This window comes from 'Prunus avium' virescence phytoplasma (assembly GCF_050916135.1).
Taxonomy (GTDB): domain Bacteria; phylum Bacillota_I; class Bacilli_A; order Acholeplasmatales; family Acholeplasmataceae; genus Phytoplasma; species Phytoplasma ziziphi.
Genome location: NZ_CP069156.1, coordinates 734,398 through 758,553, shown reverse-complemented (window position 1 = coordinate 758,553; position 24,156 = coordinate 734,398). Strand labels below are relative to the sequence as shown.

The following is a 24,156-nucleotide window of genomic DNA, read 5'->3' as shown; positions in this document are numbered from 1 at the left end:
ATTAAAAAAATTAAATTATTTGTTTAAGCAATATTTAAGATAATAATAAAAAAATATATAATTAATTAAAAAATTTTAATTAAAATTTGTAATATTTATTAATCGAAAAACTAATAAAATTATATATCATTATAATTTAAAAAAATTATTTTTTATTTAATTTTGAAATTTTTTCAAAATATTTTGTTATTAAACGAAATTATATTTATAAAAAAAGATTAACTCGCAAGTTAATTTTTATATTAAGATTTTTTAAGTAATTTATAAAAAGACAAAAGATGAAATTATTATTAAAAAAAATTTAAAATTAAATTAAAAATATATAAAAAGATTATTATTTTTTTTAATATTATTTTATTAAAGATGGAAAAGAATCTGAATTATTATAATTTTTATTTTAAATGTTTTTTAAGAAAGATTATTTTTTATTCTAATGATTTTAATTGATTAATTTCTTTTTGTTTTAAAACACGATATTCACCTAGTTTTATTTTTTCTAAAGTTAAAAAAGAATATCGATAACGTATTAATTTGATTACTTTTAATCCTAAAGCGGAAATCATTTTTCTGATTTGTCTATTTTTTCCTTCAGTGATAATAATTTTTAACCATAAATTTTTTTCTTTATGATAAGAAGGTTTAAGCCAAGCAACTAATTTTGGAATAGCTAGATAATTATCATCAATCAAAACTCCTTTTTTTAAAAAAATTAGATCTCGAGAGGATAAATTTTGATTAACTTTAACGTGATATTCTTTAGGAATTAAAGAAGTAGGATGAGTTAATTTATGTGTTAAAGGACCATCGTTTGTTAATAATAATAATCCTTCAGTTAAAAAATCTAATCTTCCTACAGGATAAACTCGGTTGTTTAAATCTTGCGACTTTAATAAATTTAAAACTGTTTTTCTTTGACGATCGTCTCGAACAGTTGTTAAATAACCTTTAGGTTTGTATAGTAAAAAATAAACTAAAGGGCTCAAAAAATTTTTCGCCCATCTACTAAAATAATATCAGATGTACTAACTTTAACTCCTAATTTAGAAATAATTTTTCCATTTACTTTAATTTTTCCAGATAAAATCATCTTTTCAGCATCTCTTCTGGAAGATATATTTGCTTGAGATAAAATTTTTTGTAATCTTTGGAATTTTTCCATCTATTTTCCTTTATTGTTATTTTAAATATTAAAGAATTGAGATTTTTTAATTATATTTATAAATATAAAATTTAGTTTAAAATTATTTATTAAAATTACTATTATTTTATGATGTATTGTTTTTAATTGGGGTATCCCGAAATAAACATTTTTTCAAAATTACCATCAAAAGCAATTTTCAAAAACTAATTATTATTAAAATTATAAACTATTTTTTTTATTTGTTAACATAAAAAAACATAAAAAATTAATTTTTTTTAATTTTTGAAAACGATTCGAAAAACTGCCTAAAATACTTTATTTTTTTAAAAAAATATTTATATATTTAAAAAAATAAAATCTTACATCTTACTTTTTAGAATATCTAATAAAATAAAATATAAGATGTAAGATTTTATTTTTTTATTTTTAAGTTATTTTAAAATAGATGTATATTGGTATGCTGTAAAAAATCAAACAAACAATAAATACTATAATGTTTTGTAAAATATTATTTTTAAAATTAACTGATGATATCATTTCTTGACTGTGTGGAGACCAAATAACGGTTATTCATCGCCGATTAATTATGCAACCCAGCACGGCTACGCTTAATATTTTATGAGGATAAAATATTAAAAAACGCGCCACCCCATATATAGCTTGTTTCGAACAGGTTTTTTTCGGTCTTTTTTTTTTATGCCCTTAAATACGTATCTTTAAAAATATTTAAAAAATGACTTTTAAAGGTTGACTAAATAAAAAAAATCATTATAATAATTTAATTTTAATAACTAGATATATAAGATGTAAGATCTTTTTTTTTTTTTTATATATTTAAATTTAAAAATAAAAAAAAATTTAAAATCTTACATCTTACTTTTTAGAGTATTTGATAAAATAAGATATAAGATGTAAGATATTATTTTTTTTTATTAATATATTTTTTTAAAAAAATAATATATTTTAGGCGATTTTTTAAAAATTTAATATATTATTTGTAAAAAATAACGTTTTTAGGTGGTTAAGCCGCTTTACAAAAATTAAATATTTTTAAATATTTTTATTAAATATTTTTTGAAAAAAAATAACCTATTTTAGGCGGTTTTTGAAGCCAGCGCGCACAAAATAAAAAAAATTTAATTTTTTATGTTTTTTATGTTGACAAATAAAAAAAATAATTTATAATATTAGTAATTAGTTTTTGAGAATTGCTTTTGATGGTAATTTTGAAAAAACGTTTATTCCGGGTCTTCTCCAAAGTTAACTTTACTAATTCTACTCATATGCTGATAAATTTGATTCAACCAAAACACGGTCTAGAAATGGAACCCCAAAAAAACTTAACTGTTTATTGTGGTTGTGGTAAATTAAAAAAATGAATTATTATTATTTAGGGATTAATTTTGTTGTTGGTTGTCTTGCTTTATATATCATTATAAAAACTAAATATTTGGATTTTATGATCAATCCTTCAAATAAGTTTTATAAACAAAATTTCAAAACTTATATTAATAACCATTACGATCAAAAACAAAATAAATTTATTCATAAAAACATTGATAAAATTAATCAATCAAAAGAAAATATTTTTCAAAAAAATAAATCAAAGACCGTTATATCTCATAAAAGTGTTTTTTATAGGTTATATAGCTTGATTGGCATTCTCATCTTATCGACAAATATTGCTATTTACTTTTTGCTTTCTTGTCAAAAGGATAAATTATGTAATATTTGGTTTTTAACAATAGTCGTTATATTTTTATTTTATTTCATACGTTTTTTGTTTTATTGTTTTGTAGATGTATATTTTTTTTCTAGTTGGATTTGCTTATTATTTTCGCTCTTTTTGGCTATTGCATGGGGAGTATATTTTGCTTGCCTTTATCTTGTAGAATATAAGTTATTAACAACTCAATTTGTAAAATCGAATTTATCACAAATCATTTTAAAATATTTTTTATTATTATTTGTTTTGTTACCTTTTTTGATAAGCTTTATAGTGATTTTTTTTGTAAGTTATTTATATAGAGCTAATAAAATAAAAGTTAACACGAAATTTCATATTTGGCTAAAAAAACTATTTATCATTAGTTTTTTTTCTGCTACATCTTTTTTATCTTATATCTTAAGTAGTAATAATCTAATTGTTTTACTTTTAGGATTATTAGAATCGTTATTTTATTTGATATTATATAGCTTAGTTTGGATTAATACTTTAAATCAACTAGATCGTTTTATTGAACAGAAAATACCTAAAAAATGCGAATGGCTTTTAGTTTGGTTTTTATTTGAAGCCTTTGTGATGATATTCTTAGCAATTTTAGTGATTATCATACGTATTGTAAATTATTTCGTTGAAAAAATAAAATAAATAAGAATTTAATATTAATTAAGGTATTTTTTTGATTTCTTAGGTTCATAATAGCTTCACCAAAAATTAATTTTTATTAAATTTATTTAAACATTTTTTTGCTTAGTGTTATAATGATCGTGATAAATCATATGCGTTTTGATTCGCATCTATTATATATGGTCTCACACATGACTGTACGAGCAAGTTTCCAAACATACGGCTGTTAATTTAATACCTATTTTCGCGGAATCCTTGAAACATCACTGTTTAAACGTTTATTTATTCAAGATTTGTTTTATTTTGTTTTGATTTTTTTTGATTACCAAAGTCAAAAATAAACGTAATAATCCAAATTACCGCTAAAAGTACAGCTCAAAAAGCTAAAATTTGAGTTTGACTTTTTTTATTGTCAAAACTTGGAATCAAAGGAGAAGAAATGAAGATAAATTATCAACATGCAAACACAAAAATATATATTGAATTAATTTCTACAATTATTGAAAAAATTTTCAATGTTCGCGATTAGATTACATAACATTGTTGTTTAAAAAAGAGATAAATTCTTTTAAATTATTTTGATTCATAATGTTAGATAATGAAATATTAGTTTTCTTGTTAAAAGGAGTATTAAATTGATTTTTGGAATTGACACGATAAAGTCCATTGAAACAAGTTTTATTGAGAAAAAGAAATCTTGCAGTTTTATGGATATCATCTAATAAAGTAATGTTTTCATTACGTAATTGATAATAAAAGGCTTCTTTTTCGTTATTTAGTTTTTCGACATATTCTTTTAATAATTGGAGGACATCATCAGAATTGGTTTTTAAAATTTTCCATGCTGTTATTAGTTCTTCATTAATATCAGAAATGGACAGCTTTGGAAGGTAATAAATCTAAAAAGACGCTACCGCCACCAAGAAATGGTTCGTAATATGTTTTATATTCAATATCCATGATGATGTTTAAAAAATTTAATAATTGTGTTTTATCTCCAGACCATTTGACAAATGGTTTAATTTTGGTTTTGTTCATTAGGCTCACCTTCCTTTCTTTTTGGATTTGTATAATAAAAAAAAGAATTAGAGGTTAATCTAATTCTTTATGATTAAAGTTATTATTTTTTATTTTCAAGTTTGTCGATTTCGTAATTCTTATCATCAAGTAATTGTTGTGCTAATTTGATATTACGAGTAATGAAAATAATTTTGTTTTGCATGCTATCGTTAGTTTTTTGGTCTTGTTATTCTTTTGGTAATTTGAGAAAAGTTTGCCAATCTTTAAAGGTAGCGCTTTAATAATTTAAACCTTTTTCAAAATTACTAAAATTGAAAAAACTTAAATTATTTATTTTATGTATTAACTATAACATAAAAATTATTTTTTTCAACAATAAAATTGAAAAAAAAAAAAAAATGTGATTTTTTGATTGGATTTGATTTTAAAAATCCCTATTATTAAATGTTTTTTTTCTTTTCTATTTAAAAAAATAAAATGTTAACAATAAAAAAACTGATTTTGGATTGGATTTGATTTTAAAAATCCCTTTTCTCCCCTATTTTAAAAAAAATTTTATTTTTTTAAATAGAAAATGGGATAAGTTAATACACGGCCACGTTCTTATTTTAAAAAAAAGACGTATAGAAAGACATTTAAAGCATTATTTATAATGAAAAAAACAAACATTGAACGCGTACACGGAAATAAGTAATTTTATTCAAAAACATAGGAGAAAAAAATAATACTAAATAATAAGAAAGAGCGAATGGAATTAATAAAAAAAATTGCTTTAAATTTAATTTAATTCATATAAATTATACCATATTTGAATGTCTTTTGGGATATAAAAGGTATTATTTTTGAATTATTTTATATCTTTTTTGATATTGTTTTTGTATTATTTTTGTATTGTTTTATATGTCATTTTATATGTCATTTTTAGCTACAAGTAGAGCCCACATTTTAGAATGCAGACAAGGGGTTAATAACTTTTATTTAAAAATATTGCTACCTTTTTATATTTTTAAATAATTCTAATTTTTTTAAAATGGGGGGTACTAAAATATAGCTACCTTTTATTTTTTAGTCCCTTGATTGTCAATGGGTGTCCTCCTTATGTTGTTATATTTCTTTTGTGTTTATTTATAATAGATTTTCGTTTATGTCTATATGATTATCAAGATTTGCGACTGAATATTTAGTAAAAGCGTAATCATTTATAAATTTTCTTATTTTTTCTAAATGTTCTTTATTTGGGTCTTTTGTTAAATCTAATTTGTTTATATAGTCTACAAAGTCTTTAAGGTTGTAGTCTATGTTATATAAAAGGGTTTTTTGGGTTTCTTTATTTGGCCCTGTTGTTTTGGTTATTTCTTGTGTTGTTAAAGTAAATAATGGTTCTTTGTTTGTTTTGGCTTGTTGGAGAGCTCTTTGTGCGTTAGCTGTGTTTTCTTGTGCTATAGCTGTGTATCCTTTTGCATTAGTTGTGTAACTTTGTACATTAGTTGTGTAAGCTGTGTTGTATCTTTGTGCCATAACTGTGTATTTTTGTGCCAAAGCTGTTTTTGCTTGTGCCTGAGCTGTGTTTTCTTGTGCGTTAGCTGTGGATGTTCGTGCACTATAAATATTCGGCATTGTCCCGCTTCACTAAAATGGAACCAGTTGGAAAGTTAAAATAAGTCAACTATTTATTAAAAAAATAGTTTGACTTATTTTTTTTGTTTCGAAATAAGTCAAACTGAAAAAGGAGATTTCAAAAATGAATAAATATTTATATGGTTTAAAAGAAATCATTAATTTTTTAATTCAACAAAATTATTTTAAAATTCGTTTATTTAATCAAAAAACTAATTATAACGTGAATAACCAAACTTTATATCTTAATTATGCTGACCTTTATGAAATACTGGTAATTTTGAAAAAAATAAAAAGTCCACCTTTTAAAATTCAAATGAATTTACAAATGACTAAGAAATATACTTTTGATCTTCAAAAGAAAATTTTATATTTAAAACAAGAACCTGAAATAAATACAATGGTCGCTTTAAATGAAAAATTATATCAACAAGTTTTTGGAGAAGCACCTCAAGAAGATGGTTGGGATGATTTAATTGAAAGAAACCGAAAAAAACTTTTTGGAGAGATAATGATATCTGATGACAAAAACACAAAATAATCAAATCATTCTTTCTTATCAAGAAGAAATTAAAAATAAAATCAAAACTTCACTTGAATTAAAAGGTTGGGTTTATGGTAAAGATTATCATGAAGAAGATTTAATCACTATCGGAAAATATTTAAAAGCTAAAAAAGAAACACCTTTTGGTTATCAATTGATTTTAAAAAAGAAATCATATATGCAGATGTTTTATAAAGAGACAGATCAAATTATATTTTATCATTTTCAAAATAAGCTTCAAAAAATCCATTCTTTATTTAATCAAAGTTTGAATTTAGAAAAATTAAAAACGATGAATATAGCCAATTTTACAAATAACAAGATTATTAAAAAATATTGGAATTATTTCGAAAGTGAACAAACAAAACCTAGTTTATATCTTTATGGCGATTTTAATACTGGTAAAACATTTTTCTTTAAATTAATAATGCAATATTTTCTTAAAGAAAAAAAAGATTTTTTGTTTCTTTTCCTTCCAGATTTACCTAGACAATTTAAGCCAGGATGGTTTGATGAAGAATTAAATAACAAAATGGATCATTTAAGAAATATTCCTTATTTATTCTTAGATGATTTGGGAGCGGAAAATTTAAGCATTTATTTTCGCGATGATATTTTATATCCTCTTTTAAACGCTCGTCAAGAAAAAGGATTAATTACTTTTATTAGTAGTAATTTAAATCCTTCACAATTGTCAGAACATTTAAAAATTACTAATGATAATAATCAAATTCTAAAAGCCCTTCGTATCATTAATAAACTCAAAAAAATGTGCCAATTTTATAATTTAGATTTGACTCATAATAATTTAAATCAATCTCAAAAAGGAGTTTTAAAATGAAAATTAATTTAAAACAGAATAGTTGGGCCTGGTTTCAACATCGTAAAAATTTTGTGAACGCTTCTGAAATAGGAACCATTATGGGTCTCAATCCTTACGAAACCAAAGAAGACTTAATTAAAAAAAAATTATTTGGTAGTTCCTTTATTTCTAATCCCGCGATGGAACATGGTAAAAAAACCGAACCAAAAGCGAATTTATTTTTTTCAGTGAAAACAAAAAGAAATTATAAACCCGCAGTATTTACCAGAGATATTTTTTCCGCTTCGTTAGATGGATATCATGCAGAAAGTGAGACGATGTTAGAAATAAAATGTCCTTTGGATAAAAATAGTTCTTCATGGAAAGATTTTTTGAAAAAGACATTATACCTTCTTATTATTGGGCTCAAATCCAATGTGGGTTATTTTGTTCCGAAAGTAAAAGTGCCTTTTTTTTAGTGTACTTTAATCCTCAAGAACATTATCTCCAAGAAGTATTTTTAAAATCTTCTTTTATTGAAGAGATGAAAATTAAAGCTCAGGAATATCAAAAAATTTTACAACAATATCAAACATTAATGAAAGCAGAAAAGAAGATTAAAGATGACAAACACAAAACAAAATATAAATAAGAAAATAATAAAAATAAAAGGAGTTGAAAATAAATTATGATAGGGCCAATGTTAGAAATTATTTTTGAAGATAACCAAAACACTATTAAAAAAGAAGAGAATTTTTATTTTGAAAGCTTACTTTTAAAAAAATTTTTATACAACAATAATAAAATAACTAAAGTATTCGAATATAAATATAATGATAAACGTATATTACAGGAAACCGAAGAATATGATTATCAAACTTATATACAAATTTTTAATCTAGATTTTAAACAAAAAAGAAAAAGAAAAGAAAAAAGGAATTAAACCATGTCTATTAAAAACAAAAAAAATAAAAAACATTATCCAAAAAAAGAATAAAAATTTTGTTTTACGAAAGCTGATTTAATTACACAAATAGCTAAAGAAGGTAGAGTTACCATTACCGAAACAGAAGCTTTTTATAACATCTTCGAACAAGAATTAACCAAAGCGATTACTAACTATTCAAAAGTAATTTTGTCAGTAGGTTTAGGAAGATTTGTCTTAAAAACTCAGCCCGCTGGAAAATTAACAAATGTTAAAGGAAAAAAAATTTATTATCCTGAATCTACAGTTGTCAAATTTAAAATTTCAAATACTTTAAAACAAGCGGTTAAAAAAATTAAATTAACTTAATTTAAATAAATCAAAATAATTTAACTTTTCCGCTTTATAAAAGAATATAAGGTTTTTTTAAACTAAAAAAAATCTCCTTTTTGACTTTATATTCTTTTATAAAGCGGAAAAGTTAAAAAGAAAGAAGGAAAAAATGCCTTTTATTAAAAAAAACCATAAAACAAAAACAAAGAACATTCGAAACAAAAAAACAACTAATCCAAAAAAAGCTAAAACAAAAAACAATAAAAACATATTGTCTCCAAAAGTGAATAATACAAATTATTTAATTGTAGAACAAATTCAATCACTGTTAAAAAAAATTAAATAAGTCAAAGGAAACAATTAATGATGTGGCTTTTATTAACTCCTTTTTTTGGTATGTTTACTTTTATGAAAGATTGGTTTCATGGGTTTACAGTAGCGGAAATTTTAAATCGCAGATTAGATTTTATCGCCACTAATATTTTAGTTACCAGTTTTTTAATTGGTTTTAAACCTCTTTTTCTTTTAGTAAAAAATATTTTATCTTTTCCAATAATGTTTGTGATAGGTTTCTTCAAACCAAAAAAAGCAGTTCATTATTATCAAGAAAACATTACTAAATTATTAAAGAAACAAGATAAAATGGAATTAAAAAAACAATTATTAGAACAAAAGAAAGAAAAATTAGCAGCCAAAATAATCAAATTAGAAAAGAAAATAAGGATCAAGAAAACTCCTTTTCAGGAAGAAAGAGAGGAGGAAGAAGCGAATGAATAATTGGTCTTTTATGATTGGTTTAGCTTTTGCATTCGGGTTTATTCTTGGCAGCGTTTTTAATTTATTTATTCTTAAATGGTTAGATAATAAAATCTATCGTCCTCATCCTGAAATAAAAAACAAAAATCTTTTAAAAGACATTGAAAAAATAATTAATCAAAAAGATAAACAATTAAAAGATTTATCATTAACTATTAAAAACCTTCATATTAACCCACATGAAAAAGAGAAAGAAAATGAGAAATTGAAAAAAGATATCATTCTGGAAAAAGAAGCCCATAATCATTTATCTGTAATTAATCATGAAAACAAAAGTTATTAAATAATTAAATAAATAAAAGTAAAGGAAAAAAAGAAAAAAATATGGCAATCCAAAACATTAACAATAATACTCTGAAAAGAAAAAGAATAAGAATATCTAAAAAAGGTTCATTCATCCTTTTAGGTGTTTGTAGTCTTTTAATTATCGTTTTAGGAAGTTATTTTTACATGACGACCAAACCTCAAATAGAAACGAATATCTTATAATACCTTGTCAACAAGAAAATAAGGATTTAACTTCTTTAGAAATTAAAATGAAAACTCTCCAAGAAGAATTAAACAAAGAAAATTTAACTCCTGAAACTAAAAATAATTTAGAACAAATTATGAAAAAACAACAAGAAAAACAAACAAATTTAAAAAATTTCATTACTTTTCAAACTTATATGAATCATTTAGAAACTGATATTCAAGAATGTGAAAAAGAATTAAAAGAAAATGAAGTTAAAAAGGAAACTTCTTTAGCTAAAAAACATCAGCTGGCGGAAAAAAAATTAACTAAAGAAAAAGAATTTTTAGCTTTAAAAGAAAAACAAAAATTATTCACTGAAAAAGATGAATTACAAAATGATATTTTAAAAGATTTAAAAGAAAAATTAAAAAAACCTAATTTAACTCCTGCCGATAAAACTCCTTTAGAAACCAAACAAACAGAAATTGAAAAACGTATAATAGAAATCAATCAAGAAATTAATAATTTAATTACTAAAATGCAATTAAAAAATAAAATTGAAGCTTTAACAGAGGACATAGAAATGGAAAAAGATGAAGCTTTAAAACAACTTTTTATCAAACATAAAGAAATTTGTCAACAACAATTAGAAACTTTAAATTAATTGAAAAACAAATTTTCTTTTTGGTTGTCTCTTTATAGTTTATGTTTCTGTTTTTATTTAGGCATTGGAATTGCTTATTATTATTTATCTCCTCAAGAAAAAATAATATCTCCAAAAACTGTATTTTCTGAGATTTCAAAAGAAAAAGAAATACTTTTAAACAATAATTTTCAACCAGCTTCTTCAGAAATTGATCGTTTTTATTATCAATCCGTTATACCTATTAAAAAAGAACACTTAGAACATTTAGAAGTTTATGATGTTTATTTAGGTGAAAATACAGGGATGAAAGAAGTTTTGGGTTGGTTAAAATATTTTTTTCCTTATAAAAAATTTGAAACTCATTTTAGTTATGCTTTATATAATACTTCTGATATTGATAACCAAGTATCTTTTAATTTTCGGATTAAAGAACCTCCTCCTGAAAAATTTTTATTAGCTTATTTTGAAGGAGGAAGTAGAGAGGGTCAAAATGATAAGTATACTTTAGAAGATTTAAAGAACATGGGTAATGGAGCTTCTCATTTATATTTCTTTTGGAGTATGAATAAACCTTATTCTCCCCAACCAATACCTTTTATTCCTGAAAATTACCATTTAGAAATTATTTATGATAAAGGAACTAATTTTGGAGGACCAAGTTATTTGGCAATCGATAAAATCGTTATTAAAGATATTCAAAAAGATAAGATTTTTGGTGTTTATCCGATTAATCAAAAAATTAAAGAACCTTTCGTCATCTTTAATTATGATTTTAAATTAAAATTTCCTTTTTATAATTACGAACAAGAAGGCGTTTTATGGAATACTAATCATATTAAATCTTTAAAAAAAATTGATTTATATGAGAAAAGAACAGGACAACATCGAACTTTATATTATGATGTCGATGAATAATTCAAAAAAGAAAGGAGGCTTTATATGACTCTTATGAAAAAAATTTATTTTAGTTTTTTAATTTTTTTAAGTTTTTTAATTATAGGATTGAGTCTTTATTATGGGTTAAATACTAACAAGGTTGTTACTAACAAGAATACATCTCCTCTTAATAATGTTGAAAATCAAGAAACTTTATCTTTGTTAGAAAAAGATTAAAAGATTTAGAAGCGGAAAATCAACAAAAAATAAATGAAGCAGAACAAATTAATACTCAAGATAAGCTTTTATCAGAAGAAATCCGTTTAAAAATGGGTCAATTAAGAGATTATATGGTTCAACTAGGTTATTTACAAAAAGCAATTCAAACTCAAGAAGAAGAACTTAAAAAAGAATTATTATCGGTTGATGAGAAAAAAATTTTAGAACAAAAAATGAAAGATTTAAAAAGTCAACATGCCGACATTCAAACTAAGAAAGACCAATTAAATCAAGCAACTTTGACTTTAATCGAAGAAAGAAAAGCGTTGCATCAAAAGAAAACTGAAAATGAAACAACTATTAAGGAACAAAAAAAAGTTTTCACTCAAGTAACTCAATTAAAAGACTTTGAAGAAGAAATTAATCTTTTAACTGAGGCCATGAATTATAATGAAGCGGAAAAAAAAACAAATTCAAAGTTTATTAATTCAAAATGAAAATAATGATGAAGAAATTAAAAAATTAAAAAAATATCAATTATTTTTAGATCAACAATTATTATCTTTTGATCAAAGAATTAAAAAAATTGAAAGAGAAATGAAAGCTTTCAAAGAAAATACGCCTCTAGAAGAAAAGAAAAAGAAAAAAACATTTCAAGATGTTTATGGTATGGAAGAAGAAAAAGAACAATTCGCTAATATTATTCATTATTTTAATGCCAAAAAACATATTATTGGTTATCGGAATTTAAAACCCATGGGTATTTTATTATATGGACCTCCTGGAACAGGAAAAAGTCATTTAATGGAAGCATTAAGCGGTGAAGTAGACGCTCATTATATTTCTGTCGATCCTTCTCAATTTGATAAAACCTATGTCGGAGAAGGTAATGAAGAATTAGAAAAGATTTGGGCCGAAGCTGAATCCCATGAGAAAACAATTATCTTCATTGATGAAATTAGTGGGTTAGCGAATCGTGAAGATAAAAACGCTAATCAAACTTCTAAAAACATTATTAATAATTTATTATTAAAATTAGATGGTTTTAAAAGAACTGATAAAAAAATTATTTTAATGGGTGGTACTAACCATTTAGAACAAATTGACGGCGCTTTAAGAAGTCGTTTTCAAAAAGAAATTAAAATAGATTCTTTTAAAAAAGAAGAAACACCTGGTTTTTTAAAATGGTTTATGTTAAAAAATAATTATCGTTTAAGTTATCACGCTGTTAATCATTTAGAAAGTTTAGTGACAAGAGCTTATAAGCATTTAGAAAAAATTAATAATGAAGCTCAAGAAGAAGCTCAAAAAGAAGCTCAAGAAGAAGCTCAAAAACATAAAATAAATATAGAAATCAAAGAGAAAACTTTATCCAATCGTGATTGGGTTAAATTAGTAACGGAAGCGGCTACGAATTATGACCGTTTCGCCTTTGAAAATCAAAATCATGAAGTCATGTTATCTTCTGATTTAGATGAAGCCTTAGATAATCTTTTAGGAATTAAGAAAACTAAAGGAGAAATCTTAGCTTATCGTAAAGAATGCGAAGATCAATATAAAGAATGGAAACAAGGAACTTTAAAATATTTAGAACCAAATAAAGATAAGACACCTATTCAAAAAACTTATATTTTGAGTCGTTTCAACGGTTTCGATCAATGTCAATACAAAGATAAAATTCCTAAAGATTTAGCGCCTTTTATTAGAGAACCTTTCAATAATTGGTATTATACAAATAAAATGCCTCCTTATAAAGGTCTTGGAGGTAGTGAAATGAGTTATTTTGTATGTTCACAGTTTGATATAGATAGTTTAAGTAAGGAAGATTCTAAATTTAACAATTCTTTTATCAGTATCGACGACACTATCCAAATGAAATACAAAGGTCCTAAATATTTATTAGAAGAAGATAAAGACTTTTACGTCAATGAAGTTCGATGTCCTTTACAACAAAATAAAAGATGGGAAAAAGGTAGAAACGCTACTTACTACCTTCACTTTAATCCAAAAAAACAATATATTACTTTATATACAGAGAAAATGAATACCAAAGAAAAATAAAAACAATTTACCACAAAAAGAGAGATGAAAAAAAACAACTTTTAATCAAAAATTCCTTTATAATAAAAAAAGATTTTTGATTTAAAAGAGAATAGAGGCTTTTTGTGGTTTTACCATTTTAAATATCAAAAAGAAAACCAACAAAACGCTCTCAAATAATAATGAGGGCTTGACTTGTTGGTTTTCTTTTTGAATACCTCATTGAAAAAAATATTCAGCCAAAACAAAAAAATTTAATTTAATTTTCATAAAAAATTTAGAAACAATAAAATAGAGGTTAAAATAAACTATAAATTCTCTCTATGAGAGGCAAAATAACTTAAATAAGACATTTTTTTTAATTTTAAGTAGAATACTATTACTAGATACTTTTTAATAAAGAATAGACACCTTTAAAGCTGTCATTTTTGATGATATCTTAAAATTAGACCGAACATTCCGCCATTTTTAATTATTTTGTTATTTATTTAATTTTTTTAATCAAATTTATATAAAAAAAATTGATTAATAAATATTTTTAAAAATCTTGAATCTTGTTTTTTTTAAAATTTTAAATATTTTTAAAAATCTTGAATCTTGTTTTTTTTTTTTTTTAAATCTTGCTTTTTTTTAAATTTTTTTAAAAAAAATATTTGACAAAATATATATTTTTTGTTATAATAAAAAAACAAGATTCAAGATTTTTAAAAATAATATATATATATTTTTTTTTTTTTTTTAACATATGTTTTCTTTTTTTCTTTTTCTTTGGTTCTTTCTTTTTCTTTTTTTCTTTGTTTAGTTAAATTTTTTAAAATAAATTTATAAAATTTTTAATTTTTACTTGACATTTTATTTTTTTTATGTTACGATAATAGTAATTAATAAATAGTTTACTTTTTTAATTTTTGAACTTTCCAACTGGTTCTATTTTGATGGAACACAACCCATATATTGTTTGAACTTTGCTGAAATAAATGTTAACCAATCAAACCTTAATTCTAAGTTTTTAGTTATAAAACGAATTTAAGGAGTATAATCTTTCCAACAGCTGTCATTTAATACACAAATAATATTCATATTATCTGTTGCATTTAAATAACAATCGCTTTTATTCCAAAATCCATTTGCACCTTCTACATCCTTTACCATCATATTAGGTGTATTATCAGGTTTATTAGTTTTTATTAAATTGTAATTAGCTTTGGAAACATCAAAATTATGTTTGTGCTTAATTTCCCCGTTACTATCATATTCTAAATTATATAAATTCTCTCTCCCATCAGTCCATTCAATAGGGAACATATTTAAATCGTATTTGATTAAATTATTTTCAAAATCTTTTCTATGAAAATAATTGATTTTTCCACTGTGGTTTTTTTCTTTTGCTTTCATATTAGAAAATAATTTATATTCTCTTATGGTGTTTCCTTTTTTATCTTGATTAAGCACTTAATAACAGCAAATCAAAAAAAAAATTAAAAAGGGGGAAACCCCTTTTTTTTATTTTAAAAATCAATAAAGGTAAAAAAATAAAATGTTAATTGAAAAAATCAAAAACGAATTAAAAGAAAAAACAAAATTAAAAATGCAAGCAATAAAAAAATTAATATTCAAGACATAAAAAAAATAGAAATGATTTATATTTTAAAATTACTAAATATTATTAAACCAACAGCAACAAAAGACGTAAAATTTAATTGTTTATATCATGACAGTAAAAGCGGTATAAGCTGTGATATAAACAATAATAATAATGTTTATTGCTGGGATGTAATAAAGCATGGGACGTTATAGAAATTTATCAAAAAAAACGGGTCTTGATTTTAAATTTGCAATTTTTCATTTAAATTATTTTTTAGAAAATTATTATAAAACAAATCAAATACAAAATTATTACAAAAAAAATAATAAACAAAAAGAAAAAAGACAACGCGAAATTAAAAGAAAATAAAAACAATACGAATTATAAAAAAGAACATAAAAACGAAATACAAGAAATAAAAAAAGAATTACAAACATATTTTAAAAAACAAATAATCAAAGATAAAACATTAGAAAATAAAAAAAACGAAACGCGAAAATTAAAAGAAAAACAACAAATAAAAATTAAACAAGAAATCAAAAAAAATTATTCTCCATTTTTAATGTCATAACTGATTTTTACCATGATAAATTAATGAATAATACACAAGTATTAAATTATTTATTAAACGAGCGTAAATTATCATTGGAAACAATCAAAAAATTTAAATTAGGTTATAGCAACAAAGACAATACAAAATTATTAACATATATTAAAAATAAAAAAATGGATATTAATTTTTTTTTAAAAACGTTTTTAATATATAAAAATTATTATAAAAATATAAAAAATGATAATGACTTTATAAAACAATTTTTTTTATGTGATGCACTCAATGACTGTATCATAATACCAATAATGCAAAATCAAAACACATATCATTTTTACAAAAATAATTTTAATAAAAAAATTACAAGATACACACCAAAATATAAATCACAAATCAATTTTAGCAACACAGATATATTTTTAATTTGTTATGGATTTACTGAGGCGCAAGATACAATTTTAAAAACTAAAACGGCCATCATCCACGAGGGATTTTTGATGTTATAAACTGTCATAACAACAACATTAAAAACGTTATAGGATTAATTACAATAACAAAATTGTTAAGTAATTTTATGTTAAATTTTTTTAAAAAAAAAACGACATAAAAATTATAATCGCATTAGATAATGACAAGAGCGGAACAGCCAACGCAAACCGCTTAAAAACGCAATTAAACAAAAACAATATTAAAAATGAAATAAAAAAAATACACCCTCGTTATCTTTGTAAAGACGCCGACGACATTTTAAAAAAATACGATGTAAAAACATATAAAAAAATATTTTTAGAAAATAAAGGAGAATAAAAAAAATGTATAATGAAAAAGACTATAAACCGTTAGAAAAATACGAGGACGAAAAAATAAAAAATGATTTTTTAATAGAATTATACGAAAACGAAAACGAATTAAAAAAATTTTTTGTAGATTTAGAAATAAACAAAAAAAATAAATCAACTATAAAAAAAATACAAAATTTATATGTAAAAATTGCAATTTTAAAATCAATGATAACAAGCTTAAACGGTTTTTTTATAGGTGGCAAAAAACATATAAAAAATATGTTATTAAAAATTAAAAATGAAATTCAATTTTTAAAAAAATAAAAAAACGCGCATTAAAAATTAATATAAAAATAATTTACATAAAAATTAATTTTTATTATATTTTTAATAATTCGCTTAAATTTAAATCAATTAAAATTTTTATATTTTTTTATTACAAGACTACAAGACTTTTTTTATAAGATTATTATATAAAAAATAATTTTATATAAAAAATTAATTTCATATCAAAAATAATTTTTATATAAAAAAAATTAATTTGATATGAAAAAAAATAATTAAATAAAAATATTAATAAATACAATATGCATTTAAAAAAAATTAAATAATTTTTTTTATATAAAATAACAAAATAACAAGCAAAAAAAAGAACACAAAACATTTAAAAAAAATGCTTGTGTTCTTATTTCACTTGTTATATTCAAGGGGGCGCTCTCTTATAAAATAAAAGTACGTAAATACGTATAAATTATTTTTAGTTAAAAAAAATGAAATGTATAAAATAAATAAAAAAAATTTTTTTTAACTAAAAAAAAAAAAAAATAAAATATCTACTTAAATTATAGCATAATTTATGTTGTTTAAACATTAGAAAAAAAACAAAATATATAAAAAAGTTAAAAATTTTTATATAATGATTTTTCGGGCAAAAAACATAAAAAATATTTTTTTTAAAAAAATGCTTTGTAAAAAAAATATAAATAAAAACTGCTTTATAAAAATAAAACACACATTTTATTTAAAAAATAAAAAAATATAATTTGTATTTTTATTATAAACTGAAAAAAAATTTTTAATAAAATAAATATAAAATATATAAAAATAATTTTTAATAAAATATTTTGTAATATAATTTTGTAAAAAAAATAAATGTTGATGTCTAAATGGTTTATGTTAAAAAATCCTCCGCGCTGTTTTTTTTTTTTTTATTTCAAAAAATAAATAAAAAAAAAAAAAAGATTGTAAACCGCTTAACAATCTTTTTAAAAACATAACAACACAAATTTTACAAAAATACAAAATAACAAAAAAATAATTTTTTATTAAAAAAAATTAAAAATATTTAAAAAATGGATTTTATAGAATACAAAAAATAAAAGTAAATTAGATTTTACAAAAATAAAAAAATTTATAAATGGTGTTAAAAATTTATAAATTTTTTTATAAAAATATTATATGTTAAAAAAAAATAATATACAAATATAAAAATAAAAAGAAATGTAAAACACCTCTTTTTACATTTCTTTTATATAAACATTATATATTAAAAATTAAATAAAAACATTAAAAAAAAGATATAAAAAAATGAATTATAATATATTAACAAATTTTAAATATGAAAACCAAGAAAAACAAATTTCATACGATAAAAACATAACATTAATGTTAAACTGGGAAAACAACGACGTTAACAATAAAATTAATTTTATACGTAGAATAGGTATAACAACATATGGAAAAGAGGCACAAGCAAAAGAAATATCATTTTTAGCATATAAACATATTATAGACAATGCAAATTTTAAAAAAGAAATTTACAAAGAACAAAAAGAAGCATGGTAAGACGTCATAAGATATTTACAATATCAATACGAACAAAAAATAAATACAAAAGACATAAGAACATTAAAACAATTTTTTTATGAAATGACAAACGACGAAAAAATAAAATTTATTTTAGAAAATAAAAAAATTGTAGATGCTAAAACAATACATATAATTTTAAGAAAAAATAACAAACGCGACATTAACCGAGTATTTAAAAAAATATGTTATGTAAAAGCTAACTGGGGTATAAAATTCGGTAATGGGTATGTTGTATCATTAGCAACAAAAACAACAACCCAAGAAAAAGAACAACAAAAAACAAATTTAAAAATAAGTACTGACAATATGAAAATGAAAACATTACATAATATTTTTTATACAAAAAAAATAACTTTTTTAACAACAACATTACCAGCATTTATTACAAAAGACGGAAAAAGGATTTTAAACCAAGAAACAACCGACATAAACAAAATAATTAAAGCAAGAAAACATTTTATGTTTTTATTAAATAAGGAATTAATAAAAAATGGTTATAGTAAAAAATTTATAAAAAAAGTTTTGAAATCAATCAAAGTACTAGAAATTACAAAAAACCAAGCATGGCATAATCATATTGTATTTTTAAACATTGATTTATTTCAAGCATTAGGGCATAAAACAACGCATATAAAATACAAAAAATATAATTCAATAATATAAGCCCTCGCATTTTTGAATTATGGTTTTTAGCTGTAAAAAAAGTATATTCAAAAATAGAAAATCCAAACACAGTAAGCCAACATTTAAGAATATATAACAAAGTTAAAGAAACAACAAAAAACGGCGAAAAAATAGAAATAACAAAAGGCTACGAAATAAAAGAAGGTCAAAAAAATTTATTTGAAACAAAACAAAAATACGAGGACATTATTACAAAATATTTAAGCCAATATTTAGGAAAGGCGAGAGATTCAAAAATAAGAGGGAAAGGCCGTCGGCTTTTTTCATTTTCTACAAACTGCGAAAACCCACCGAGACAAAATATAATTATTTATTTAACAAAAAATAAAATAAAAAATATTTTCAAAAAAACTCGGTTATGAATTTAAAAAGGTTTTTTATTATGATATGTTAAAAGTAAAAGGATATATTAATACATTAGCATTAAAAATTATTTTAAATGAAACTTATGAACCAGGAAAAACAATTTTAGATATTGGAAATGATGAAATAAATTACTACAAAAAAAATAAAGGCGTACATGCCTTTATTGGTAGGAAAATTTATTTTACAAAAACAACATTTAAAATATAACATAAAAAAACAATTTAAACATAGAAACCATTTAAAATATAACATAAAAAAATAATAAAAACAAATATAAATATTTTAAGTGGAAAAAACACCCTTTTTAAAAGGGTTATTTTTGTTGTATATATTTTTTTTATTTGCAAAAAAAATAAAAAAAATATATAATATTAATAAATAAGTAATGAAAAAAAACAAAAAAATAAATTATTTTTTAAAAAAAATATTTTCATGAAAAAAAACAAAATTACTAATTTTTAAAAATAAAACCAATTTTAGGAAAAAAAACACCTCTTTTTTTCCTTGATATATTAAATAAGGTTTTAATAATGAAGGGCCTTGTATTAATATTTGCCCTGGTTTTCCATCTTGTCCTTTGTCTCCGACTGGTCCTTTTGTTTCTTGGTTTCCGTTTGTTTCTTGATTTTCATATTGTACTTTGGCCTCTTGGCTTCCATCTTGTCCTTTTATTTCTTGGTTTTTATTTTCTACATTAGTTGCTTGGTTTTCGTCTTGTTGTGGAAGATTTAATTTAATTGTAATTTTGTCTACTGTTTCGTTTACTATACTATCTTTCTTATTTAATAATGCTCTATGTATATCTTTATCATTAAGTAAAGTATGTATTCCATACCAAACTAACAAAACCGCTATTATTAAAAAAGTTAAACAAGGAATATAACTAACTTTATTTTTTTTGTTTTTTATTTTTTCGTGTGTTTCAATAAATGAATCTTTATTATCATTATTATTAACATTATTATTTTCATTATTTGGCATTATTATATTCCCCTTCTTTAATATTTTTAAAAGATGTTAACATTAAATCAATAATGCTTCTAAACCATCTATACTACTTAAACCACCACTAAGTACGCCTACGCCTATTGCTAAACCTGCACCAAGAACTAATGCGGTTGTTGTTTTTGCATCGGGAAGGGCTCTACCTATATTTTCAAATGCGTCTTTTGCTGCGTCTAGTCCATCAATGGTGTAAAGTCTCGAAATATCGTTATAGGATTTTGTGTAATCTCTTTCATTCTTTGTTAACATTTTATTAGCATTAGATAGCATTTCTTCGTACATTTCTTGTTCTTATTCTAAATTTTTAATTTGTAGATCAATGTTTACGATTTTTTGAACTATTTTTTCTAGTCTTTCAGTTTGAAAACGTTGTAAATCAGGATGTCTAAAATTTAATTTATCTATTGTAGAGGTTAAATTATTACATTTTATTTCTAATGGGTTTTTTTGTGATTCTAATGAAGGATATTGATTTTTGATTTCTTCGATTTTTTTGTTTAGTTCGTTGGTTACTTTTCGAAATTCTTGGATACGTGGTTCATAACTTTAGTAATTAGTTTTTGAGAATTGCTTTTATGGTAATTTTGAAAAAACGTTTATTCCGGGTCAGTTCCTTCAAAAGTATAAATACTTACAGGAATGAAACTAGTAATAAAAATTAAATCTTCTTTTGGTTTTATATTTATTTGTCTTTCTTTTGTTTCGAAAAATTTAAAACGATAATTCATAAATTTGATTTTATTTTCTTTAATTATTTCATTAATGTTATTTTCAAAATTTATAAAATCAGTTTTTTCGAAAATACTTATAGGTAAAGTAGAGACGATTCCTTTAATTTTATTTTTTGATAATCCATTTTTTTCTAATAAATTTATAAAAACTGCTGCATTCCCTTGGATTACTGTTAGGCCAGGATATTCTTTTCTTAAAAAATCACATAAATGCCAATGCCATTCAATGCATATTATGTTTTCTACTCCAAATTTTTCTATTAAGTATTTAGTGACATTTCCAGTTCCGGCTCCTAATTCTAAAATTTTATATCCTTTTTCTTTTAGCTCGGATTTTTTTAAATTAGAAATATTTGTAAAATATTGGGACATTTCTTGTGTTTCTGGAAAAATACCAGATCCTGAATTTGATTCTGAAAATAATGATGTAGCATGTTTCCATTCTTTGTAATTAAAAGTAATGATAGATAATGACAACATAGTTAATATTAATACAAATACTTTCAAAAAGAAATATTTTTTCATTTTTTGAAAACAGATAATTATGCTAGTTAAATATGCAAAAGAGATTATGATTTGTATATAAGGAATTAGAAAATATGTTTCTATTTTGTTATCATAATTAATTAATTGTTCTTTTAAAAATGTTGCGATACTAATATAATAATATATTAAATTTAAAATAAAATTAATTATTAAATAAAAGATAAAATTTAATAAAATAGGTATTATCATTTTCCATGAAACTTTAAATTTATTTGAAAAATAAAAAAATAAAAATATAGACGGAAGCAAAAGAAATTCTAAATAGTAAATAATTAAATTAAAGTATTTTATATTAGAAGGGTAAATATTTAGATCTCTTATAAAAGAACGAAAACAAAAAGTATTTATTAAAATATTTATTAAAGAACATAATGCTATAAAATTAGTTATTTTATATTTTTTATTATTTTTATTCTCTTTTAGTATTATAAAAAATAATGATAAAATAGTTAATAGACTGTATTTAGAAAAAGATATGAAATGATACCATTCTAAATTAGGTAAAGGTAAATATTTTGACGTTTGATTAAAATTATAAATTTTAAAACTATGAAAAAAATCTAAACATAAAATCGAAACAGTTAAGATTAATAAAAAATAAAAAAATTTATTTTTTGAATTTTTTATATTTTCTATGAATGATGTTGTTATGGATGTTTGTTTAAACATTATATATTTTCCTATTATGCCTTAATCTAATATTTTCCAAACAGTATAAAATAATATAATTTATATATTATATACATTTATATACATATAATTACATAAATAAATGTACTATACATATATAATTATAAATGTAAGTTAATATTTTATAATTTAAAATTTTTTGAATTATATAAACAAAGTAATACATATGTTATAAATAAATATTTAAAAGACTAGGTAAGATAAATATGCAAATTAAAAAAATAAATGATGATTTGATTCAGTATCATTTTGAAATAAATAAAGATGATTTTGATGTTTTTGTAGAAGAAATTTATAATAAAGTAAAATCTAAAGTAGAATTAAAAGGTTTTCGAAAAGGTTTTGTAACAAGGGACATGTATGAAAAGCATTTTGATCCACGTTCTTTATATGATGATGCTTTTTCATTTTTAGTTCAAAAAAAATTAAAAAAAATATTTGAACAAAATAAAGAATATGATATCATTGGAGAACCGAAAATAATTAATTTTAATCCAGAAGATTTACTTAAAAAAAAGGATTTTTTTAATTTTGGCATAGAATTTATGTTAAAGCCAGAAATTAAAGTATGTAATTATAAAAACATTCCAGCAAAAAATTATAATTTAGAAATTACAGATGAAGAAGTTGAAAAAAAGATAGATGTTTTATTTAAAAATGATCCTATTTTAGAATCAAAAGAAAAAGATTCATCTTTAGAATCAGGAGATTTTGCTATTTTTGATTTTAAAGGTTATTTAAATGACCAATTATTTGAAGGCGGATCAGCTACTAATTATACTTTGGAAATTGGTTCTAATCAATTTATTCCGGGTTTCGAAACAGGAATGATAGCTTTAAAAAGAAATGAAGAAAAAGATATTAATATTTGTTTTCCTACAGATTATGCAAAAGAAGAACTTGCCGGAAAAGAAGTTGTTTTTAAAGTTTTACTACATGATATCAAAAGAAAAAAAGATGTCGTTTTAAATGATGAATTAGTAAAAAGTATGAAATTTCCTAATATCAATAATGTTTCAGAGTTCAAAAAGAAAATTAAAGAAGAATTAGAAATTCAAAAAAAATATGAAGTAGAAAACAAAAGAAAAGAAGAGATTTTAGAATTTTTAGTTCAAAAATCTAATTTAAAAATTTCTCAGTTTTTGATAGATGAAGAAGCCAAAAATTTAAAAAAAGAGTTAGAAGAAGAATTAAAATCTAAAAAAGTAAGTTTAGAAGAATATTTGAAACAAACAAAATTAGACGAAACAAAATTTTCACAAGAAATGCAAGAACAAGCTTTAAATAAAATTAAATTGAATTTTTTATTAGATGAAATAGGAACTAAAGAAAAAATAGAAATTAGTTCTGAAGAATTAGAAGCAACTTGTCAACAAGTAAGTACCGAATATAAAACAGATATTCAAATAATCAAAACAAATTCATATTTTGTTAAAAATATAAAAGATTATTTAATAAGACAAAAGGTTGTTGATTTTTTAGTAAAAAATAATGATAAATAATTAAAAATTTGTATATAAAAAAATTAAAATTTTATTTTAATTTTAAAAATTTGATAAAAGGAT

The 24,156-nt window shown here is 21.8% G+C and carries 32 protein-coding genes and 1 pseudogene; 24 read left to right on the top strand and 9 right to left on the bottom strand.

What is annotated here, in order from left to right; translation table 11 throughout:
• Positions 1-425 precede the first annotated feature (425 nt).
• On the bottom strand, positions 426-983 hold the full coding sequence (locus tag JNO41_RS03780) for a pseudouridine synthase (RefSeq protein WP_432729513.1): 558 nt from the start codon (positions 981-983) through the stop codon (positions 426-428).
• Positions 980-1,159 (bottom strand): S4 domain-containing protein, encoded by a 180-nt coding sequence (locus JNO41_RS03775; RefSeq protein ID WP_432729511.1) that lies wholly within the window; start codon positions 1,157-1,159, stop codon positions 980-982. The genes JNO41_RS03780 and JNO41_RS03775 overlap by 4 nt, the downstream gene beginning before the upstream one ends.
• Before the next feature lie 1,357 nt (positions 1,160-2,516).
• On the opposite strand from JNO41_RS03775, the gene JNO41_RS03770 reads away from it, so the two are divergent.
• Positions 2,517-3,512: a hypothetical protein gene (locus JNO41_RS03770; protein ID WP_121463894.1), complete on the top strand. Its 996-nt coding sequence runs from the start codon at positions 2,517-2,519 to the stop codon at positions 3,510-3,512.
• Between the two features lie 509 nt (positions 3,513-4,021).
• Here the strand turns inward: JNO41_RS03770 and JNO41_RS03765 are convergent.
• From JNO41_RS03765 to JNO41_RS03755, 3 genes are all read right to left on the bottom strand, one after another.
• Complete coding sequence (locus JNO41_RS03765) at positions 4,022-4,327, bottom strand: DNA adenine methylase (protein WP_420885400.1); 306 nt, start codon at positions 4,325-4,327, stop codon at positions 4,022-4,024.
• 31 nt (positions 4,328-4,358) lie between these two features.
• Positions 4,359-4,529 (bottom strand): DNA adenine methylase, encoded by a 171-nt coding sequence (locus JNO41_RS03760; RefSeq protein ID WP_121463893.1) that lies wholly within the window; start codon positions 4,527-4,529, stop codon positions 4,359-4,361.
• Between the two features lie 1,107 nt (positions 4,530-5,636).
• Entirely contained in the window at positions 5,637-6,128 is a 492-nt protein-coding gene (locus JNO41_RS03755; protein ID WP_121463892.1) for a hypothetical protein, read from the bottom strand.
• Between the two features lie 124 nt (positions 6,129-6,252).
• Here JNO41_RS03755 and JNO41_RS03750 point away from each other — a divergent pair, with 124 nt between their 5' ends.
• The 15 genes and pseudogenes from JNO41_RS03750 to JNO41_RS03680 all read left to right on the top strand — a co-directional run bounded on the left by JNO41_RS03750 (position 6,253) and on the right by JNO41_RS03680 (position 13,804).
• Positions 6,253-6,669, top strand: coding sequence for a hypothetical protein (locus tag JNO41_RS03750; protein ID WP_121463891.1), 417 nt, complete (start codon positions 6,253-6,255; stop codon positions 6,667-6,669).
• Positions 6,650-7,513 carry an ATP-binding protein gene (locus JNO41_RS03745; protein WP_121463890.1) on the top strand — a complete coding sequence of 288 codons (864 nt, stop codon included), beginning with the start codon at positions 6,650-6,652 and terminating at the stop codon, positions 7,511-7,513. The genes JNO41_RS03750 and JNO41_RS03745 overlap by 20 nt, the downstream gene beginning before the upstream one ends.
• The gene (locus JNO41_RS03740) at positions 7,510-7,953 is read left to right on the top strand and encodes a lambda-exonuclease family protein (protein WP_432729325.1); all 444 of its coding nucleotides are present in this window, start codon (positions 7,510-7,512) and stop codon (positions 7,951-7,953) included. The genes JNO41_RS03745 and JNO41_RS03740 overlap by 4 nt, the downstream gene beginning before the upstream one ends.
• Entirely contained in the window at positions 7,953-8,126 is a 174-nt protein-coding gene (locus JNO41_RS03735; protein ID WP_432729323.1) for a hypothetical protein, read from the top strand. Before JNO41_RS03740 ends, JNO41_RS03735 begins: the two co-directional genes overlap by 1 nt.
• Before the next feature lie 36 nt (positions 8,127-8,162).
• The gene (locus JNO41_RS03730; protein ID WP_121463888.1) at positions 8,163-8,417 is read left to right on the top strand and encodes a hypothetical protein; all 255 of its coding nucleotides are present in this window, start codon (positions 8,163-8,165) and stop codon (positions 8,415-8,417) included.
• A gap of 78 nt (positions 8,418-8,495) precedes the next feature.
• Positions 8,496-8,768: pseudogene (locus tag JNO41_RS03725) on the top strand (HU family DNA-binding protein); the annotation flags it as partial.
• 133 nt (positions 8,769-8,901) lie between these two features.
• Positions 8,902-9,078, top strand: a complete 177-nt coding sequence (locus tag JNO41_RS03720) for a hypothetical protein (protein WP_161554974.1) — start codon at positions 8,902-8,904, stop codon at positions 9,076-9,078.
• Between the two features lie 17 nt (positions 9,079-9,095).
• A complete protein-coding gene (locus JNO41_RS03715) occupies positions 9,096-9,509 on the top strand; it encodes a hypothetical protein (RefSeq protein ID WP_152031102.1) in 414 nt (137 codons plus the stop codon).
• Entirely contained in the window at positions 9,502-9,831 is a 330-nt protein-coding gene (locus JNO41_RS03710; protein WP_121463885.1) for a hypothetical protein, read from the top strand. Before JNO41_RS03715 ends, JNO41_RS03710 begins: the two co-directional genes overlap by 8 nt.
• 41 nt (positions 9,832-9,872) lie before the next feature.
• A complete protein-coding gene (locus JNO41_RS03705; RefSeq protein WP_161554973.1) occupies positions 9,873-10,037 on the top strand; it encodes a hypothetical protein in 165 nt (54 codons plus the stop codon).
• Positions 10,038-10,084: 47 nt separating this feature from the next.
• Complete coding sequence (locus JNO41_RS03700; protein ID WP_121463884.1) at positions 10,085-10,666, top strand: hypothetical protein; 582 nt, start codon at positions 10,085-10,087, stop codon at positions 10,664-10,666.
• The gene (locus JNO41_RS03695) at positions 10,667-11,563 is read left to right on the top strand and encodes a hypothetical protein (protein WP_121463883.1); all 897 of its coding nucleotides are present in this window, start codon (positions 10,667-10,669) and stop codon (positions 11,561-11,563) included. It begins immediately after the preceding gene.
• A gap of 24 nt (positions 11,564-11,587) precedes the next feature.
• Positions 11,588-11,761 (top strand): hypothetical protein, encoded by a 174-nt coding sequence (locus JNO41_RS03690; protein WP_432729508.1) that lies wholly within the window; start codon positions 11,588-11,590, stop codon positions 11,759-11,761.
• A gap of 92 nt (positions 11,762-11,853) precedes the next feature.
• On the top strand, positions 11,854-12,240 hold the full coding sequence (locus JNO41_RS03685) for a hypothetical protein (RefSeq protein WP_432729506.1): 387 nt from the start codon (positions 11,854-11,856) through the stop codon (positions 12,238-12,240).
• The gene (locus JNO41_RS03680; RefSeq protein ID WP_432729504.1) at positions 12,194-13,804 is read left to right on the top strand and encodes an AAA family ATPase; all 1,611 of its coding nucleotides are present in this window, start codon (positions 12,194-12,196) and stop codon (positions 13,802-13,804) included. Before JNO41_RS03685 ends, JNO41_RS03680 begins: the two co-directional genes overlap by 47 nt.
• 1,005 nt (positions 13,805-14,809) lie before the next feature.
• Here JNO41_RS03680 and JNO41_RS03675 read toward each other — a convergent pair.
• A complete protein-coding gene (locus tag JNO41_RS03675; RefSeq protein WP_152031101.1) occupies positions 14,810-15,235 on the bottom strand; it encodes a hypothetical protein in 426 nt (141 codons plus the stop codon).
• Between the two features lie 331 nt (positions 15,236-15,566).
• Between JNO41_RS03675 and JNO41_RS03670 the strand changes: the two genes are divergently transcribed.
• From JNO41_RS03670 to JNO41_RS03640, 7 genes are all read left to right on the top strand, one after another.
• The gene (locus tag JNO41_RS03670; protein WP_432729502.1) at positions 15,567-15,737 is read left to right on the top strand and encodes a hypothetical protein; all 171 of its coding nucleotides are present in this window, start codon (positions 15,567-15,569) and stop codon (positions 15,735-15,737) included.
• A gap of 186 nt (positions 15,738-15,923) precedes the next feature.
• Positions 15,924-16,424, top strand: coding sequence for a hypothetical protein (locus tag JNO41_RS03665; protein WP_432729688.1), 501 nt, complete (start codon positions 15,924-15,926; stop codon positions 16,422-16,424).
• Between the two features lie 97 nt (positions 16,425-16,521).
• Positions 16,522-16,725, top strand: a complete 204-nt coding sequence (locus tag JNO41_RS03660; RefSeq protein ID WP_432729686.1) for a toprim domain-containing protein — start codon at positions 16,522-16,524, stop codon at positions 16,723-16,725.
• A gap of 5 nt (positions 16,726-16,730) precedes the next feature.
• The gene (locus JNO41_RS03655) at positions 16,731-17,024 is read left to right on the top strand and encodes a hypothetical protein (RefSeq protein ID WP_121463879.1); all 294 of its coding nucleotides are present in this window, start codon (positions 16,731-16,733) and stop codon (positions 17,022-17,024) included.
• Between the two features lie 1,263 nt (positions 17,025-18,287).
• Positions 18,288-18,545 (top strand): hypothetical protein, encoded by a 258-nt coding sequence (locus JNO41_RS03650; protein ID WP_121463875.1) that lies wholly within the window; start codon positions 18,288-18,290, stop codon positions 18,543-18,545.
• An 84-nt stretch (positions 18,546-18,629) separates the two neighbouring features.
• Entirely contained in the window at positions 18,630-19,232 is a 603-nt protein-coding gene (locus tag JNO41_RS03645; protein WP_121463874.1) for a hypothetical protein, read from the top strand.
• A 408-nt stretch (positions 19,233-19,640) separates the two neighbouring features.
• Entirely contained in the window at positions 19,641-19,826 is a 186-nt protein-coding gene (locus JNO41_RS03640; protein ID WP_121463873.1) for a hypothetical protein, read from the top strand.
• 201 nt (positions 19,827-20,027) lie between these two features.
• Here JNO41_RS03640 and JNO41_RS03635 read toward each other — a convergent pair whose 3' ends face one another.
• The 3 genes from JNO41_RS03635 to JNO41_RS03625 all read right to left on the bottom strand — a co-directional run bounded on the left by JNO41_RS03635 (position 20,028) and on the right by JNO41_RS03625 (position 22,570).
• Positions 20,028-20,600 (bottom strand): hypothetical protein, encoded by a 573-nt coding sequence (locus JNO41_RS03635; RefSeq protein WP_121463872.1) that lies wholly within the window; start codon positions 20,598-20,600, stop codon positions 20,028-20,030.
• Between the two features lie 42 nt (positions 20,601-20,642).
• Positions 20,643-20,906, bottom strand: a complete 264-nt coding sequence (locus JNO41_RS03630; protein WP_121463871.1) for a hypothetical protein — start codon at positions 20,904-20,906, stop codon at positions 20,643-20,645.
• Positions 20,907-21,220: 314 nt separating this feature from the next.
• Entirely contained in the window at positions 21,221-22,570 is a 1,350-nt protein-coding gene (locus JNO41_RS03625; protein WP_121463870.1) for an rRNA adenine N-6-methyltransferase family protein, read from the bottom strand.
• 227 nt (positions 22,571-22,797) lie between these two features.
• On the opposite strand from JNO41_RS03625, the gene tig reads away from it, so the two are divergent.
• Positions 22,798-24,093 (top strand): trigger factor, encoded by a 1,296-nt coding sequence (gene tig / locus JNO41_RS03620; RefSeq protein WP_121463869.1) that lies wholly within the window; start codon positions 22,798-22,800, stop codon positions 24,091-24,093.
• Positions 24,094-24,156 lie beyond the last annotated feature (63 nt).